Source organism: Nocardia sp. NPDC050630 (genome assembly GCF_044457245.1).
GTDB lineage: Bacteria > Actinomycetota > Actinomycetes > Mycobacteriales > Mycobacteriaceae > Nocardia.
The window spans coordinates 28,826-45,889 of the sequence record NZ_JBITGN010000030.1; the positions used below are offsets into that span (position 1 = coordinate 28,826).

Annotated in this window: 11 protein-coding genes; 5 read left to right on the forward strand and 6 right to left on the reverse strand. The window is 64.8% G+C overall.

Annotated features, from left to right (window positions below):
• The first annotated feature begins 166 nt into the window (after positions 1-166).
• Positions 167-3,481 (forward strand): bifunctional lysylphosphatidylglycerol synthetase/lysine--tRNA ligase LysX, encoded by a 3,315-nt coding sequence (lysX, locus tag ACIBG0_RS38600; RefSeq protein ID WP_397040056.1) that lies wholly within the window; start codon positions 167-169, stop codon positions 3,479-3,481.
• A 130-nt stretch (positions 3,482-3,611) separates the two neighbouring features.
• Positions 3,612-3,839: a hypothetical protein gene (locus tag ACIBG0_RS38605; protein ID WP_397040008.1), complete on the forward strand. Its 228-nt coding sequence runs from the start codon at positions 3,612-3,614 to the stop codon at positions 3,837-3,839.
• Positions 3,840-3,895: 56 nt separating this feature from the next.
• On the opposite strand, the gene ACIBG0_RS38610 is transcribed toward ACIBG0_RS38605, so the two are convergent.
• Positions 3,896-5,410, reverse strand: coding sequence for an MFS transporter (locus ACIBG0_RS38610; protein ID WP_397040009.1), 1,515 nt, complete (start codon positions 5,408-5,410; stop codon positions 3,896-3,898).
• A gap of 108 nt (positions 5,411-5,518) precedes the next feature.
• Between ACIBG0_RS38610 and ACIBG0_RS38615 the strand changes: the two genes are divergently transcribed.
• A complete protein-coding gene (locus ACIBG0_RS38615; protein ID WP_397040011.1) occupies positions 5,519-6,220 on the forward strand; it encodes a winged helix-turn-helix transcriptional regulator in 702 nt (233 codons plus the stop codon).
• A 39-nt stretch (positions 6,221-6,259) separates the two neighbouring features.
• Here the strand turns inward: ACIBG0_RS38615 and ACIBG0_RS38620 are convergent, their stop codons facing one another.
• Complete coding sequence (locus ACIBG0_RS38620) at positions 6,260-6,838, reverse strand: Uma2 family endonuclease (RefSeq protein ID WP_397040012.1); 579 nt, start codon at positions 6,836-6,838, stop codon at positions 6,260-6,262.
• Between the two features lie 79 nt (positions 6,839-6,917).
• Here ACIBG0_RS38620 and ACIBG0_RS38625 point away from each other — a divergent pair, with 79 nt between their 5' ends.
• A complete protein-coding gene (locus ACIBG0_RS38625; protein WP_397040058.1) occupies positions 6,918-7,535 on the forward strand; it encodes a histidine phosphatase family protein in 618 nt (205 codons plus the stop codon).
• Positions 7,536-7,664: 129 nt separating this feature from the next.
• Positions 7,665-8,015: a hypothetical protein gene (locus ACIBG0_RS38630; RefSeq protein WP_397040014.1), complete on the forward strand. Its 351-nt coding sequence runs from the start codon at positions 7,665-7,667 to the stop codon at positions 8,013-8,015.
• A 90-nt stretch (positions 8,016-8,105) separates the two neighbouring features.
• Here ACIBG0_RS38630 and ACIBG0_RS38635 read toward each other — a convergent pair whose 3' ends face one another.
• The 4 genes from ACIBG0_RS38635 to aroQ all read right to left on the reverse strand — a co-directional run bounded on the left by ACIBG0_RS38635 (position 8,106) and on the right by aroQ (position 16,824).
• Positions 8,106-9,005, reverse strand: coding sequence for a cutinase family protein (locus ACIBG0_RS38635; RefSeq protein ID WP_397040016.1), 900 nt, complete (start codon positions 9,003-9,005; stop codon positions 8,106-8,108).
• Between the two features lie 383 nt (positions 9,006-9,388).
• On the reverse strand, positions 9,389-10,858 hold the full coding sequence (locus ACIBG0_RS38640) for a glutamate synthase subunit beta (RefSeq protein WP_397040018.1): 1,470 nt from the start codon (positions 10,856-10,858) through the stop codon (positions 9,389-9,391).
• The gene (gene gltB, locus ACIBG0_RS38645; RefSeq protein ID WP_397040020.1) at positions 10,851-15,503 is read right to left on the reverse strand and encodes a glutamate synthase large subunit; all 4,653 of its coding nucleotides are present in this window, start codon (positions 15,501-15,503) and stop codon (positions 10,851-10,853) included. Before gltB ends, ACIBG0_RS38640 begins: the two co-directional genes overlap by 8 nt.
• Before the next feature lie 766 nt (positions 15,504-16,269).
• Complete coding sequence (gene aroQ, locus ACIBG0_RS38650; RefSeq protein WP_397040022.1) at positions 16,270-16,824, reverse strand: gamma subclass chorismate mutase AroQ; 555 nt, start codon at positions 16,822-16,824, stop codon at positions 16,270-16,272.
• Positions 16,825-17,064: the final 240 nt, after the last annotated feature.

The window sequence follows — 17,064 nt, forward strand, 5'->3', positions numbered from 1 at the left end:
GCGGTGCGGACGACGGGCCCGGAGACGGTGGCGCAGCGTAGCCGTGAACACCGCGAATCGAACACAGGCGACCGAAACGCATGAATGACGCGCCCATAACCGACATGCCCGGGTGGTCTTGGAGCACCACCACCGCGGCACCGTACACACTGGTGCTGTGACAACCATGCACGCCGGGCAACACATCGACACCGAAGCTCCCCCGGAGAGATCGGCACCACCGGTTCCGCATCGCGGGCACGGACGGTTGCGCGAGGTCCCGCACATCGCGGGTCTGCTCCTCGGTGTGTTCGCCGTGCTCTGCTTCCTGTGGAGTCTCTCGCCCGGACTGCGCTATCTGAGCCATGTACCGCGTCGCTACATCGACCTGTACTACTTCGACGCACCCGATACCAGCCTCGTGTGGGCACTGGTAGTCGGTCTGCTCGCGGGGGCGACGGCCAGTCGCAAGCGAATCGCCTGGTGGTTGCTGGTCGGCTATATCGCGCTCTATGCCCTGGCGAACGTGCTCGAATTCCTCGACGAGGCCAATATGCACGCGCTCGTGGCGGCAGCGGTGCAGATCGCCGCGATCGCCGTGCTGCTCGCGTCCTGGCGGGAGTTCTACACCAAGGTGCGCCGAGGCGCGGGCTGGAAGGCGCTGGGCGTATTGGTCGGCGGCCTAGCGGTCGGGTGTCTGCTCGGCTGGGGTCTGGTGGAACTGTTCCCCGGTTCATTGCCGCGCGGCGTGCAGCGGCCGCTGTGGTCGGTCTATCGGGTGACGGCCGCGGTGCTGGTGGACAACGAACATTTCGACGGTCATCCGCGCCCGTTCGTCAACTTCCTGCTCGGCCTCTTTGGCGCCATCGCACTGTTGGCCGCGGTGGTCATCCTGCTGCGCTCGCAACGGGCGGGCAATGCGATGACCGGAACCGACGAATCCGCGATCCGCGGTCTGCTGGAGCGCGCCGATGTCGAGGATTCACTCGGCTACTTCGCGACTCGGCGCGATAAGGCGGTGGTCTTCGCGCCGAGTGGCAAGGCGGCACTGACTTATCGCGTCGAATTGGGCGTTTGCCTCGCCAGTGGCGATCCGATCGGCATTCGCGAGGCTTGGCCGCAGGCGATCGATGCATGGCTGCAGCTTGCCGACCAATTCGGTTGGGCTCCGGCGGTGATGGGCGCGAGCGAACTCGGTGCGACGGCGTATCGGCGGGCCGGACTTTCAGCGCTGCGCCTCGGCGATGAGGCAATTCTGGACACCAGGTCCTTCTCGCTCGCGGGCCCGGAGATGAAGCAGGTCCGACAGGCCGCGAATCGGTTGCGCAAGCACGGGATCACCGTGCGCATCCGCCGCCATCGCGATATTCCGGCCGCGGAGTTCCGGCAGGTGATCGCCCGTGCGGATGCCTGGCGCGATACCGAAACCGAGCGCGGCTTCTCCATGGCGCTCGGACGCCTCGGCGATCCGCTGGACGGCGACTGTCTGCTCGTCGAAGCGGTGAATTCGCAGGAGCGGGTGCTCGGCATGCTCTCACTGGTGCCATGGGGACGCACCGGCGCGTCACTCGAGCTGATGCGCCGAGATCCACATGGCCCCAACGGTGTCACGGAGCTGATGATCTCCCAGCTCGCGTTGGCCTCGGAACAGCATGGGATAACCAAGGTTTCGTTGAACTTCGCGGTGTTCCGCTCGGTCTTCGAGGAGGGCGGGCGCATCGGCGCCGGACCGGTGCTGCGGCTGTGGCGCGGTGTGCTGCTGTTCTTTTCGCGCTGGTGGCAGTTGGAGGCGCTGTACCGGTCGAATGTGAAGTACCAGCCGCACTGGGTGCCGCGGTTCTTCCTGTTCGAGGAGCGCAGGCAACTACCCCGGGTGGCCATGGCCAGTGCGCTCGCCGAGGGCTTCCTACCGCGGTTCGGCAAGGAACCCGAAACCATTACCCACACCGGTCTGCACAGTGCGGTACCAGCGGGCATCACCGGACTGCACGCCGACGGCAGTCCGCCGGACCTACCGGATAACGTCGGGGTGGAACTACTTCCGCGCCGCCCGGAGCAGGTACGGGTGCGCATGGACAAGCTCGACCGGCTCACGGCCGCCGGAGTCGATGCCTATCCGGTCGCCTATCCCCCGACGCATACCGTCGCGGCGGCGCGGCGTTCGCCGCGCGGCACCACCGTGCGGGTCTGCGGCCGACTGCTGCGCATCCGCGATTACGGCGGTGTGATCTTCGCGGTGGTGCGGGACTGGACCGACGATATCCAGCTCGTCATCGATCGCGATCGGGTCGGCGCCGGACGCAGCGGCGAATTCGGCGAATTCTTCGACCTCGGTGATCTCATCGAGGTCAGCGGTCAGATCGGGCACAGCCGCCGCGGCGAGCTTTCGCTGCTGGCCGCGGACTGGCGGATGATCGGCAAATGCCTGCATCCGCTGCCGGACAAGTGGAAGGGCCTGGCCGATCCCGAGGCCAGGGTGCGTCAGCGCTACGTCGATATGGCGATCAATCCCGAGGTACGCGAGGTGCTGAGTAAGCGCACCGCGGTGGTGCGCTCGCTGCGGGATTCATTGAATGCCTGGGGATATCTCGAGGTGGAGACCCCGATCCTGCAGAAGGTGCACGGCGGCGCCAATGCGACACCGTTCCTCACCCATATCAATGCCTACGATCTGGATCTGTATCTGCGGATCGCGCCCGAGCTGTATCTCAAGCGGCTGTGCGTCGGCGGTATGGAAAGGGTGTTCGAAATCGGGCGCAATTTCCGCAACGAGGGTGTGGACTTCAGCCACAATCCGGAGTTCACCAGCCTGGAAGCCTATGAGGCACATGCCGATTACGAGCGAATGATGCAGCTGGCGCGCCAGCTCATCCAGAATGCCGCACAGGCGGCCAACGGCTCGATGGTGGCGCTGCGCCCCAAGCCGGACGGCTCGTTCGAAGAGGTGGACATCTCCGGGGAGTGGACGGTGAAGACCGTGCACGGCGCGGTGTCGGAGGCGCTCGGCACCAAGATCACTCCGCATACCACGCTCGAAGAACTGCGCGAACTCTGCGATCAGGCGCAAGTGCCCTATCAGCACGGTTGGGATACCGGACAGGTCGTGCAGGAGATGTATGAGCATCTGGTCGAATCCCATACCGAGAAGCCGACTTTCTACATCGACTTCCCCACCTCGGTCTCCCCACTGACCCGCGCGCACCGCAGCATTCCCGGCGTGACCGAGCGCTGGGATCTGGTCGCCTGGGGCGTCGAATTGGGTACGGCCTACAGCGAACTCACCGATCCGATCGAACAGCGCCGCAGGCTCACCGAACAGTCGATGCTGGCGGCCAACGGCGATCCAGAGGCCATGGAGCTCGACGAGGACTTCCTGCAAGCGCTCGAGCATGCGATGCCACCGACCGGCGGATTGGGAATGGGCGTGGATCGCATCGTCATGTTGATCACGGGACGCAGCATTCGCGAAACGCTGCCATTCCCATTGGTAAAACCGCGCTGAAACCTCCATGTCGAAAACATCACTCTGAAGGATTTCCAAACATAGGAAAGGCTTCCCAGACGGTATTCGCCCACTACGCTTGACAACTCGGCCCCGGGAGGAGGCCGGTACCTTCGACAATGGGATGCATATGTACCTTGATCTGCTGACCAATACCGCTTTGCTGGACCCGCAGGTGTGGGCGAGCGCGGACACTTGGACCAACTCCGACACCGTCGCATCCGCAGTGGAATTCGCGGCCAAGAAAAAGAAGAAGAGCAGCAGTGGGCTGCTCATCGGCGGCATCTGCTGCCTGGTCGTCGTCGCACTGATTGTCGGCGGCATCTACCTGCTGACCCAGCGCAAGAAGCAGCAGTAAGCCCACGAAAGGCCCGGTTCGCGATCGCGAACCGGGCCTTTTTCGGCATTTCCGGACTAGATGGCGGTGCGTTCGGAGGCCACCTCGGCTTCGAGCAACAGCTCGTCATCGAGTTGATCGTGCGGCTGCGTCGGGACCGACTTCAGCACCACAACCGCCGCGACCAGCGCGGCGACCACCAGTGCGGCGCCGATCCAGAACGCCAGCTGGAATCCGTTGGTGAGCGCCACATTTGCCGCGACACCGTCCTTCAGCTGATGTTCGGTCTTGCTCGCCGACAGGGTGGCGAGCACCGCCAGACCGAGCGCGCCGCCGACCTGCATGGTGGTGTTGGCCAGGCCCGAGGCCAGACCGGCCTCCTGCGGCTCGACCCCCGTCATCGCCAGATTCATCAGCGACGGGAAGGCCAGACCCGCGCCGGTGCCGAACAGGGCCATCGGACCGAAGATATTGAGCCAGTAGTTGCCGTCCACCGGCGCCTGGGTCAGCCAGAGCAGCGCGACGAGAATCAGCAGCAGACCGGGAATCAGCACCTTGCGGGCGCCGAACCGTATCACCAGATGTTCGGAGTAGCGCACCGACAGCAGACCCATGATCGCCGCGACCGGGAAGAAGGCCGTGCCGAGTTGGATCGGCGAATACCCGAGCACCTGCTTCAGGTACAGCGAACCCATGAAGAACATGCCGAACATGCCAGCCACGGTGAGCACCTGGATCACATTGGCGCCGGACAGATTCCGCGAGCGGAAAATCTTCAGCGGCATCAGCGGGGTGGCCGCCGTCGCCTCCCGCGCGATGAATCCGGCCAGCAGCGCCAGCGCGGCCGCACCGAGCCCGAGCGTGACCGGATCGGTCCAGCCGTATTCGGCGGCGGGCTTGACGATCGTGTAGACGCCGAGCATCAGCGCCGCCGTGATCAGCACGGCGCCGGGGACATCCGCGCCGTCCTTAAGTCCGGCGCCCTTGTCCTTGTCCAGAATCTTCAGCGCGCCGAGACCGACCGTAATGCCGATAGGCAGGTTGACCAAGAAAATCAGCCGCCAGTCCAGCGCGGTGAGGAAACCGCCGAGCAGCAGACCGATCGCACCACCGGCCGATGCGACGAAGGCATAGCGACCGATGGCCTTGGCCTGCTCGCGCGGATCCGGGAACATCGCGAAGATCATGCCGAGAATGACCGCCGAGGTCATGGCGCCACCGATGCCCTGCAGGAAGCGGGCCGCGATGAGAGTCACCTCGTTGACGGCCGCACCACACAGTGCCGAGGCCAGCGTGAAGACCACCAGACCGGACAGGAACATGGTGCGGCGACCGATGAGGTCACCGAGTCGGCCGGCCAGCATGAGCAGACCGCCGAAGGAGATCAAATATCCGTTCACCACCCAGGCCAGACCCGATGCGGTGAAGCCGAGGTCGGTCTGGATATCCGCCAGCGCGACATTCACGATCGTCGCATCGAGCACGATCATCAGCATGCCGCCGCACAACACATAGAGGGCGAGCCAGCGCTTACTGTCCGCACCGGACGGGGCGTCCCCCACCTGTCTATGTCGTTCTTTTGCTTCCGTCACCACAGACGCCTTCCACCCGAAGATCGTTACTGTGGCACGCTAGCAATGGCTAGTCCTAAAATACAACTAATTAATTCAGTTGAAGAATCGACTGATATGCTGTAGCCCATGACTATTGCCCCGGAGCAGCGCGCCAAGCGCAGCTACCACGACGCCTGCGGTGCCGCCCGCGCGCTCGACCTCGTCGGCGAGCGCTGGTCCCTGCTCGTCGTGCGCGAATTACTCCTGGGCCCCAAACGCTTCACCGATCTGCGCGCCGGACTCCCCGGCATCAGTCCCAATGTGCTCTCCCAGCGCCTCGAGGAACTCGTCCAGATCGGCGTGGTACACAAGCGCAAGCTGCCGCCGCCGGTCGGCGCTGCCGTCTACGACCTCACCGATTGGGGTCGCGAACTCGATGACGTGATCGTCGCGCTCAACCGCTGGGGCTCCCGCACCCCGAACAGCTACAGCTGCTCCGATATGTCGACCGATTCGCTGATGGTCACCCTGCGCACCTTCTTCCAGCCCGAGCAGGCGGCAGGCGTGCACGCCGACTACGACCTGTACTTCACCGGATCCGATTCCGGCGCAGACGAATTCCATGCAGTCGTCGCCGACCAGGCCCTGAGCGTCAGCCGTGGCGCGACGGGTACTGCAACCGTCGCCATCCACACCACCGTCCCGGCGTTCATATCCGTCGCATTTCACGGGCGTCCGCTGGCCGAGGCCTTGCGGACCGGCGACACGAAGATCAGCGGCGACTATGCAGCGGCGGCACGATTCATCGACTTCTTCGAACTCCCCCCGGAGTGCACGACGAAGCGATGAACATGATTGCTCGAACCGGTTCCAGGGCCGGAGTCGTTGCTAGAGCCGATCGATGTCGCTGAGGTCTATCTCGATCTTGAAGGGTGTACTCAGCTGTAGTCGCTCGTGGTGAATGCCGGTGAGTGCGTACAGGGATGTGGCCGGGTCGATTTCATAGACGTAGACCACCGGTCGCCCATCGGAATTCTCGACACGCCAGAAATGCGGGATTCCTGCCTGGGCATAGAGCTGAGGCTTACGCTCTCGATCACGTGTCTGCGATTCCGCGGACACGACCTCGATCGCCAATACGACGTCCTCGGCGTTATAACTGGTCGCCGAAGGATCGCTGGTGGCGTTCGCGCGTAGTACCAACACGTCCGGCTCCGGGCGCTGGTTACGGCCGAGCGTAACCGTCATCTCGCGACGCACCCGCATGCCCTCCGGCGCAAAACGGCGAAGCGTGTTCTCCAGCAACGAAATGACCAGCATGTGAAACTCCGCCTGCGGGCTCACGAAGACAAGACTCCCGTCGATCAACTCGGTATGCGGGGGTAGGTCGGGCAGGCGGTCCAGGTCCTCGGCGACAAAACCGCCCGGCGGCGGGCGCAGCCACTGCGGAAACGGTTCGACGGTCATGGCTTCGAGTATGGCACCCATACGTCGCTTACTCCCCCTAGTGCGAATGAACACCAGATCGTACGGCAGAGTGGGCGAGGTGCAGTTGATATTCGTTCGTCATGCGCAGCCACTGCGGGTGCAAGCCTCCGATGGACGAGCCGATCCCGGGTTGGCGCCGGTCGGCCTCGAGCAGGCCGAACGGGTGCCTGCGGCAGTGGGTCAGCATCGGATCAGCCGGATTGTGAGCAGTCCGCAGCGGCGGGCGCGGGAAACGGCCGAGCCGACCGCGGCGAAGCTCGGGCTGCCGGTGGATGTGATCGATGATCTCGCAGAATACGATCGCGACCTGCCCGCATACATTCCGATCGAGGATGCCAAGGTCGAATTCTCGGCCGTCTACGAACGGATCAAATCCGGACATCTGCCCGAGCATATCGATGGGCCGGCCTTCACCACCCGGGTGCGGGACGCCGTCACCTCGATCGCCGCGCATACCGATCCGGCCGATACGGTGGTCGTCTTCGCACACGGCGGGGTGATCAATGTGCTGCTGCAAGATGTGCTCGGCCTGGCCCGGCCGCTGACCTTCCCGATCGACTATTGCTCGATCACCCGGGTCCTGTTCTCCCGCAGCGGCCGCCGCACAGCGGCGACCATCAACGAGAACGGCCACGTGTGGGATCTGTTGCCGCGCAACATCTCACAGCAATCCTGACGGCTATTCACAGACACCGGCGTTCACAGCCGACTGCCAGACAGATCCCACCCCAATCCCAGTGACGGAGCCTTGTATTGGTCCGGTGAGCCGCCGCAGCGACTCACAGTCCGAGGAAAGGAATCCGTTTTGCTCTCCAAGACATCGACCTCCTTCAGGCGGGGCTTCGCTCGCATTGCGATCGCAGGCGCGCTGGCCGCGGTTCCGCTCAGCGCGCTCGCGGTCACCGCATCCGCGGCGACGGCCGATTCGACCGTGCCGACGGTTCAGGCAGCATCGGATCAGATTCCGTTGCAAGGCGCAGATATCGACCGCCACCACCACGGTGACTGGGACGGACAGCGCGGCGACCATGACGACCGCGGCCCCGGCGATTGGCACCATGGACCCGACAATCAAAACGATGGCCCCTGGCAGAACAACGGCCCCTGGCAGCCCGGGCAGCCGCCGATCCTGCCGCCAACCGGTTCAGCTGGCTAGTCGGCCCAGAACCGTTGGACAAAGCGAAGGCCACCCCTCCAGACCGGAAGGGTGGCCTTCGCTTTTGCTTCGGGAACTACCGTCCAGGGATCAGGCCATGCCCGCGATCCAGTTGTGCATCCAGGAGATAGCGGTCTGCCCGCCACCTACCGGGTAGCTGCCGTAGAGCGTATGCGCGTGCGAGTCGTAGAAGCGCTCCAGATCCTTCGCGCGCTGCTGGTTAGCGGATTCTGTGAGCTGCGACTGCAGCGTCGGGATGCCGCCGAGGTTCATCAGGTCGTTCACGATCGTGCCCGCCTCGAGCTGGTAGCGCCAGAGGTTGGCCGGATTCGCCTCGGAGGTCTGCGCGAGGAAGCCGGCGAACCGGGTCACGAAATCGTCGGGGGCGGTGGCGCAGTAGAGGTCGTCGAGCGCGCAGATGGTGCGAGTGCGGTCGCTGAGCCAGCCGAAGCCGCCGACCCGAGCACCACCGGCGCCCGCGCCGGGCGCGACCGGTCCGACCTGGATGTCGGTGGGCGAACGGCGCGGATCGGAGATCAGGCCGACACCCGCGATCCGGTCCGCCGGAATCGGGCTCAGGCCGGTGCCGATTTCGGCGGCGAGATCGCCCGCCGCATCCGCGCCCTGGCTGTAGCCGACGATCGCGATCTTGGTGCCGCCACAGCTCTGCGCCATCTCGGTGGCCAGGCCGCGGGCGCGATCGGTCGCTTCCTTCTTGGACGCGCCGTAGACATCGCCTTCCCACGGGAAGGCCGTCGCGGCATAGGTCACGTAATCGACGTCCACCGATCGGGGCAGATTATTGGTGACACCGGACAGCATGCCGGGCTGCGGCGTCTTGTCCTTTCCGGTCTCCCAAGTACCCGGAATCGCGACCACATAGAGGCTCGGGCAGCCCGGATCGGCCGTTACCGAACCGCTACCAAGGACTACGCCGGATGCAACAGCCGCGCACGCACCAATGGCGGCGGCAACCTTCTTCAACCGCATACTGCTCCAGTTCAAAACATCGCCCCTTGCGAGAGCAAGCACCGACAGTTGTTGTAACCGTGCTGACCTCGGCGGATGTCGGTCCAGTGCACACCGGCTCACCCACCGGTAGAACATGCACGTCGCGGCCCACATCCCAAGATCACGCACCACGCCGCAGATCACAATAAGGCAACACCACTATCAACGCCATTCGAACCCGTGACCGTGTCCGATTTCCGTCACCGCGTACACCGAAATCGGTTCCGCTCGGCAATGTTCCGTGCGACGCGCCGAGATCGAATACATACGCGAGGCAAATGCCCGGCGGTGCCGACGAATGAATAAAGGGCGCCTGTGGATCGAATCCACAGGCGCCCTTTCCGCTCCGGTAAGAGAGGTTTCTAACGTTGCGCGACCGCCGTCGGCGGGATCGGCGCGGGCAGCGCGGTCTCGCCCTCGAGGAACTTGTCGACCGCCGACGCGGCGGCGCGGCCCTCGGCGATGGCCCAGACGATCAGCGACTGGCCGCGGCCCATATCACCAGCGACGAAAACGCCGGGGATATTGGTCGACCAGTTCTTATCGCGCTGGACATTGCCGCGCTGGTCGTAGCCGACGCCCAGACCTTCGAGCAGGCCCCGCTTCTCGGGCCCGGTGAAGCCCATGGCGAGCAGCACCAGATCTGCCTCGAGGGTGAAGTCGGTGCCCTCGACCTTCTCGAAACGGCCGTTGACCATCTTGACCTCGTGCGCCTCGAGCGCGCTGACCTTGCCGTCCTTGCCGACGAAACGCTCGGTGTTCACCGAGAACACACGTTCGCCGCCCTCCTCGTGCGCCGAGGAGACCCGGTACATGAGCGGGTAGGTCGGCCAAGGCGTGGAGGACGCGCGCTCCTCCGGCGGCCGCGGCATGATCTCGAACTGGTGGATGCTGGCCGCGCCCTGGCGGTGCGAGGTGCCGAGGCAGTCCGCACCGGTGTCACCGCCACCGATGATGACGACCTTCTTGTCCTTCGCGTGGATCGGCGGCAGACCGTTCTCGTCGGTGACATCGTCGCCGAGCTGCACCCGGTTGGCCCACGGCAGGAATTCCATCGCCTGGTGGATGCCGTCCAGATCCCGGCCCGGGATCGGCAGGTCGCGTGCCAGGGTGGCGCCACCGGCCAGCACGATCGCGTCGAACCGCTCGCGCAGCTGCGCGGCGGTGATGTCGACACCGACGTTCACTCCGGTCTTGAAGATGGTGCCTTCGGCCTCCATCTGCGCGAGCCGGCGGTCGATGAAGCGCTTCTCCATTTTGAATTCCGGAATGCCGTAGCGCAGCAGGCCACCGATGCGGTCGGCGCGCTCGAAGACGGTCACGGTATGACCGGCCCTGGTCAGCTGCTGTGCGGCGGCCAGACCGGCCGGACCGGAGCCGACCACGGCGACCTTCTTGCCGGTGAGGCGCGTCGGATAGACCGGAGTAACCCAGCCCTCGTCGAAGGCGTTCTCGATGAGCTCGACCTCGACCTGCTTGATCGTCACCGGATCCTGGTTGATGCCGAGGACACAGGACGCCTCGCACGGCGCCGGGCACAGCCGCCCGGTGAATTCCGGGAAGTTGTTGGTCGCGTGCAGCCGGTCGATGCCCTCACGCCACTGGCCCCTATGGACCAGGTCGTTCCACTCCGGGATGAGGTTGCCCAGCGGACAGCCGTTGTGACAGAACGGGATACCGCAGTCCATACACCGGCTGGCCTGGGTCTGCAGGGTCTGGTGGGGGAAATTCCCCTCGTAGACCTCTTTCCAGTCCATCAGGCGCAGCGGAACAGGACGACGCGTCGGCAGTTCCCGTTTGGTGTGCTTCAGAAATCCTTGCGGGTCAGCCACGTGCCGCCTCCATAATCGCCTCGTCGACATCGGTGCCGTTCTTTTCGGCCTCGGAAATCGCGAGCAAGACCTTCTTGTATTCGCGCGGCATAACCTTCACGAAGTGGTTCACCTGTTGGGACCAGTCGCTCAGAATGCGTTCGGCTACAGCCGAACCCGTCTGATCGCGGTGCTGGGTGATGATGTCGCGCAGCCAGGTGAAGTCGTCACCGGCGAGCTGCTCGACCGCATCGGCCTGCTCCGGGTTGAGCTTTGCCTCGAAGGTGCCGTTCGGGTTGTAGACGAACGCGACACCACCGGACATACCGGCGCCGAAGTTGCGGCCTGCCTCACCGAGGATGACCACCCGGCCACCGGTCATGTACTCACAGCCGTGGTCACCGACGCCCTCGACCACCGCGATAGCGCCCGAGTTGCGCACGGCGAACCGCTCGCCGACCACACCGTTGATGAAGGCTTGGCCGCTGGTGGCGCCGAACAGGATCACGTTGCCCGCGATGATGTTCTGCTCGGCGACGAATTCGGCCGGTGCGTTCAGCGACGGACGCACGATGATGTGGCCGCCGGAAAGCCCCTTGCCCACATAGTCGTTCGCGTCGCCCTGCACCCGCAGCGTGATGCCCGCGGGCACGAATGCGCCGAAGCTGTTGCCCGCCGAACCGGTGAAGGTGATGTCGATGGTGTCGTCGGGCAGGCCCGCACCACCGTAGAGCTTGGTCACCTCGTGGCCGAGCATGGTGCCGACGGTGCGGTTCACGTTCGTGATCTTGGTTTCGAACTTCACCGCCTGACCGCGCTCGAGTGCATCGGCGCTCTGCGCGATCAACTGCACGTCCAACGCCCGGTCCAGGCCGTGGTCCTGGGTCTTGGTGCGGTACCGGTCCTGGCGCATGAAGGCCGTCTCGACATCATCGAGGATCGGCGACAGGTCCAGCTTGCTGGCCTTCCAATGCTGCTTGGCCTTGGAGGTGTCGAGCATATCGACCCGTCCGATGGCCTCGTCCAAGGTGCGGAAGCCCAACTCCGCCAGCAATTCCCGGACCTCTTCGGCGATGAACAGCATGAAGTTCTCGACGAATTCCGGCTTGCCGGTGAAGCGTTCGCGCAGCACCGGGTTCTGCGTCGCGACACCGACGGGGCAGGTGTCGAGGTGGCAGACCCGCATCATGATGCAGCCCGAGACGACCAGCGGCGCGGTGGCGAAACCGAATTCCTCGGCGCCGAGCAGTGCGGCGATCATCACGTCGCGCCCGGTCTTCATCTGGCCGTCGACCTGCACGACGATGCGATCGCGAAGTCCGTTGAGCAGCAGGGTTTGCTGGGTTTCGGCCAGGCCGAGCTCCCAGGGACCACCCGCGTGCTTCAGCGAGGTCAGCGGCGAGGCACCGGTACCACCGTCGTGGCCGGAGATGAGCACCACGTCCGCATGCGCCTTCGACACACCGGCGGCAACAGTGCCGACACCGGGCTCCGCGACAAGTTTCACGTGAATCCGCGCCTGCGGGTTCGCGTTCTTCAGGTCGTGGATCAGCTGCGCCAGATCCTCGATCGAATAGATGTCGTGGTGCGGCGGCGGCGAGATCAGGCCGACGCCCGGCGTCGAGTGACGCACCTCGGCGACCCACGGGTACACCTTGTGCGCGGGCAGCTGCCCGCCCTCACCGGGCTTGGCGCCCTGGGCCATCTTGATCTGGATATCGGTGCAGTTGGTCAGGTAGTGCGCGGTGACACCGAAGCGACCCGAGGCGACCTGCTTGATCGCCGAACGCCGCCAGTCACCGTTCTCCTCGACCTCGAAGCGGGCCGGATGTTCGCCGCCCTCACCGGAATTCGAGCGACCGCCGAGGCGGTTCATCGCGATCGCGAGGGTCTCGTGTGCCTCGGCGGAGATGGAGCCGTAGCTCATCGCACCGGTGGAGAAACGTTTGACGATGGCGCTGGCCGGTTCGACCTCATCGATCGAAATCGGCTTGCGCTCCCCGGTCTTGAACTTGAACAGACCGCGCAGCGAGGCCAGCCGCTCGGACTGATCGTCGACCAGCTTGGTGTACTCCTTGAAGATCGAGTACTGACCGCTGCGGGTCGCGTGCTGCAGTTTGAACACGGTGTCCGGGTTGAACAGGTGGTATTCACCCTCGCGCCGCCACTGGTATTCACCGCCCACCTCGAGTTCGCGGTGCGCACGCTCGTTGCGGTTCTCCAGGAACGCCACGGTGTGCCGGGCCGCCACATCGGCGGCGATCTCGTCCAGACCGATGCCGTCCAGATGCGAACGCAGGCCGGTGAAGTACTCGTCCACCAACTCCTGCGACAGACCGATGACCTGGAACAGCTGCGCGCCGGTGTAGGAGGCGATGGTGGAGATGCCCATCTTGGACATCACCTTCAGCACACCCTTGCTCGCGGCCTTGTTGTAGTTCGCGACCGCCTTGCGGTAATCGGCGGCCAGATCGCCGGTGCTGCCGGGCATCTGCAGTCCGCCGCGCTCGAGCAGATCCTCGATGGTCTCGAAGGCCATGTACGGGTTGATCGCGGCCGCGCCGAAGCCGACCAGCATGGCCATGTGATGCACCTCGCGGGCGTCACCGGCCTCGACGACCAAGCCGACCATGGTGCGGGTGCGCTCGCGCACCAGGTGGTGGTGCACCGACGAGGTCAGTAGCAGCGACGGAATCGGGGCCAACTTCTCATTGGACTCGCGATCGGACAGCACGATGATCCGCGCGCCACCCTCGATGGCGGCCGAGACCTGGGTGTTGATGGCCTCGAGCGCCTTGCGCAGGCCCTTGCCACCCTTCTTCACCGGGTACAGACCGTGCACGACCACCGAACGCAGCTCCGGATGCGAGCCGTCGTCGTTGATGTGGATGAGCTTGGCCAGCTCATCGTTGTCCAGGATCGGCTGCGGGATGGTGATCTGGTGGCAGGACTCCGGTCCCGGATGCAGCAAATCGGCCTCCGGGCCGAGAGCCCGACGCAGGCTGGTCACCACTTCTTCGCGGATGGCGTCCAGCGGCGGGTTGGTCACCTGCGCGAAGAGCTGGGAGAAGTAGTCGAAGAGCAGCCGGGGGCGCGAGGACAGCACCGCGATCGGGGTGTCGGTGCCCATCGAGCCGAGCGCCTCACCACCGGTCTTGGCCATCGGCGAGATCAGCAGGTTCAGCTCTTCATTGGTGTATCCGAAGATCTGCTGGCGGATCAGCACACGATCGTGCGACATGTGCACATGCGGGCGGTCGGGCAGATCGGCCAGCTTGGTGACACCGGCGTCGAGCCATTCCTGGTACGGGTGCTCGGCGGCCAACTGGCTCTTGAGCTCCTCGTCGCCGACGATGCGGCCCTGTGAGGTATCGACCAGGAACATGCGCCCCGGCTGCAGCCGGACCTTCTGGACCACCTTGGCCGGATCGATATCGAGCACACCGACCTCGGAGGCCATGACGACCAGACCGTCATCGGTGACCCAGATGCGGCTGGGCCGCAAACCGTTGCGGTCGAGCACGGCACCGACCACGGTGCCGTCGGAGAAGCACACCGATGCCGGGCCGTCCCACGGCTCCATCAGCATCGAGTGGTAGCGGTAGAACGCCCGCCGCTGCGGGTCCATGTTCTCGTTGCGTTCCCAGGCCTCGGGAATCATCATCAGCACCGCGTGGGGCAAGCTGCGGCCGCCGAGATGCAGCAGTTCCAGCACCTCGTCGAAGCGCGCGGTATCGCTCGCCCCCGGGGTACAGACAGGGAAGATCTTCTGCAGCCGGTTGTTGCCGGCCTCGTCGACGCCGAAGACGTCCGAGCGCAGCAGCGCCTCGCGGGCGCGCATCCAGTTCTCGTTACCGGTGACGGTGTTGATCTCACCGTTGTGCGCGACCCGGCGGAACGGATGCGCCAGCGGCCACGACGGGAAGGTATTGGTGGAGAAACGGGAGTGCACGATACCGAGCGCGGACTCCATCCGGCCGTCCTGTAGGTCCAGGTAGAACGCGCGAAGCTGCGGCGTGGTGAACATGCCCTTGTAGACGAAGGTCTGACCGGACAGGCTCGGGAAGTACACCGACTCCTTGCCGACCGCGCCCTCACCGGCACCGGCCTTGCCCAGTTCGTGTTCGACGCGCTTGCGCACGACGTAGGCCCGTCGCTCCAGATCCATGCCCGAGAGCAGTTCGGCCGAACCCTTCGGCGAGCCGATGAAGATCTGGCGGAAGGTCGGCATGGCGTCGCGGGCCAGCGCACCCAGGGTGGACTCGTCGGTGGGCACATCGCGCCAGCCGTACACGACCAAGCCTTCGGATTCGACGATGCGCTCCAAGCCGTAGGCAGCCTTGGTCGCCTCGCGGCGGGCCTGCGGCAGGAAGGCGATACCGGTGGCGTAGGAGCCCTCCGGCGGCAACTCGAAATCGACCACGGCACGGAAGAACCGGTCCGGAATCTGGATCAGGATGCCGGCGCCGTCACCACTATTGGGTTCGGCACCTGCGGCACCACGGTGCTCCAGATTCAACAGAGCCGTAATAGCCTTATCGACGATGTCGCGGCTGCGGCGGCCGTGCATGTCGACGACGAATGCGACACCGCAGGCGTCGTGCTCGTTCGCCGGGTCATAGAGCCCGATGGGTCCGGGGGACCTGTGGCCAGGAAGTTGCGTCATGCCTCTGCCTTCAAGAAAGTCGGCCTCGATGAATCGGCCTATGGGAAAGGGGCCTTTCGTCGATTGCCTCCGTCAAGACTGCGCCTGTACGTTGCGAAACCAGCCGCGCTGATGGTCTTCTTCGTGCAGTCACGTCTCCAGTTGTCCACCCGCTGCGATGACGTAGGGGTGCTCGTCGGTAACGGAACGCTTACGTGTTCCTTACCTCCGCGCGGGTGCGCGCCCGCTACGCTTGGGCACCGGATTTCCGAGCCCGAGCGGGCGCTATTGCCGAACATTGTTGTGTTCGGCATTAAGAGCAAACGATAAGTCAGGTCCTGGGCCCAACCAACTCAGGCCAGGCTAATAACCGGGTCTAGCTGGGCTTCTTCAATTGGTCCTCCACGTGTGCGCGTTGTCCAGTGTAAAGCAGCGAACGCGGTGCGATCGATCCCCTTGGCACCGGGTGCCAACCAGCGAGAACGGGCGCCCAGGACCCGTACCACGCCGCACGCCGCACCCCGAGAACCGGCGCTCACCTGCATCGAAGTGGATTTCCCCTGCTTCGGTCGAGGCAAACCCGATTCGCCGTGGCTAACTGCCCAGCGGGCTGGATGAGAGATTTCCTACAGGGGTGTGACAAGCACACAACCCGATCCGACCGTCCGGACTCTTTTGCCCGATGTGGGATTCAGCACATTTCCAGCAATCGAACCGGAGTGGTTTACGACACATTTACATCGCGAGACACGCGGTGCCCGGGGCTTGCGGCCCGCGGCACACGGATCTAGGAACCGCATAACGCAGCGGCCGCGCGGACCAGCGCCGCCTGATGCAGCGCATCACGGCCAGCGGAGAGCACGCCGAAAACCGGCGGTACCAGGCGCTCGGCACAGTTCGCTCCAGTGAGCTCGACACGCCGCAATGCGAGTTGGTCGACAATTTCGATGTTCACCCGGTCGATCACCGGGCGCACGGACGCCAGATCGGGTGGCGTGCTCGGCATCGCAGCCGGGTCGAAGCGCCAGCGGGTGACCAGGCCGCGCTGCACGATTTTGTTGGCCTCGATCTGACCGTAGAACACCTGGTGGATCCAGCTCTCCGGGAGCCCGCGGTCGGCGCCGAGACGTGCCATCGCCGCATAGACCTGCGCTTCGCGGACCGGATCGTCGATAGCTGGCTCGCCGCCGTTCTGTGTGGCGCTCGCCCATTTGGCCGCGGCTACGGCGTCCGCGGTATCCAGGCGTTCGGCCACCAGCGAGACGATGCGGTCCAAGGCGGGATCTTCGTCGAGCGTTTGCGCACGGCTACCGGGGGCGGCCATCAACAAAGTCGCGGCCATACACATCAAAACCCTTGCCGAGCCTCGGAAAAGCATTCGCGACACCTCGTTCCGGTCCGGTCATCCATGCCAGATTATGGGTGAGCGGGGGCACAGGTCAGGCGGCATTGGCGGGCTCTGTGAGCCTGACCACATCCCCGGCTCCGTGCTCGGTGTGTCGCGGCCGCGCCTGTCACGCTGTGACAACGAATCTGTGACAGTTTCGGCAGGTTCTAGTCCAGCGACCTGCAAGCAGTCGCT

Excerpts from the sequence above, each read along its gene's own strand:
- lysX (WP_397040056.1), top strand. The coding sequence starts at position 167 with ATGCACGCCGGGCAACACATCGACACCGAAGCTCCCCCGGAGAGATCG.
- ACIBG0_RS38615 (WP_397040011.1), top strand. The coding sequence starts at position 5,519 with ATGACTATTGCCCCGGAGCAGCGCGCCAAGCGCAGCTACCACGACGCC.
- aroQ (WP_397040022.1), bottom strand. The coding sequence starts at position 16,824 with ATGGCCGCGACTTTGTTGATGGCCGCCCCCGGTAGCCGTGCGCAAACG.
- ACIBG0_RS38605 (WP_397040008.1), top strand. The coding sequence starts at position 3,612 with ATGTACCTTGATCTGCTGACCAATACCGCTTTGCTGGACCCGCAGGTG.
- ACIBG0_RS38635 (WP_397040016.1), bottom strand. The coding sequence starts at position 9,005 with ATGCGGTTGAAGAAGGTTGCCGCCGCCATTGGTGCGTGCGCGGCTGTT.
- ACIBG0_RS38620 (WP_397040012.1), bottom strand. The coding sequence starts at position 6,838 with ATGACCGTCGAACCGTTTCCGCAGTGGCTGCGCCCGCCGCCGGGCGGT.
- gltB (WP_397040020.1), bottom strand. The coding sequence starts at position 15,503 with ATGACGCAACTTCCTGGCCACAGGTCCCCCGGACCCATCGGGCTCTAT.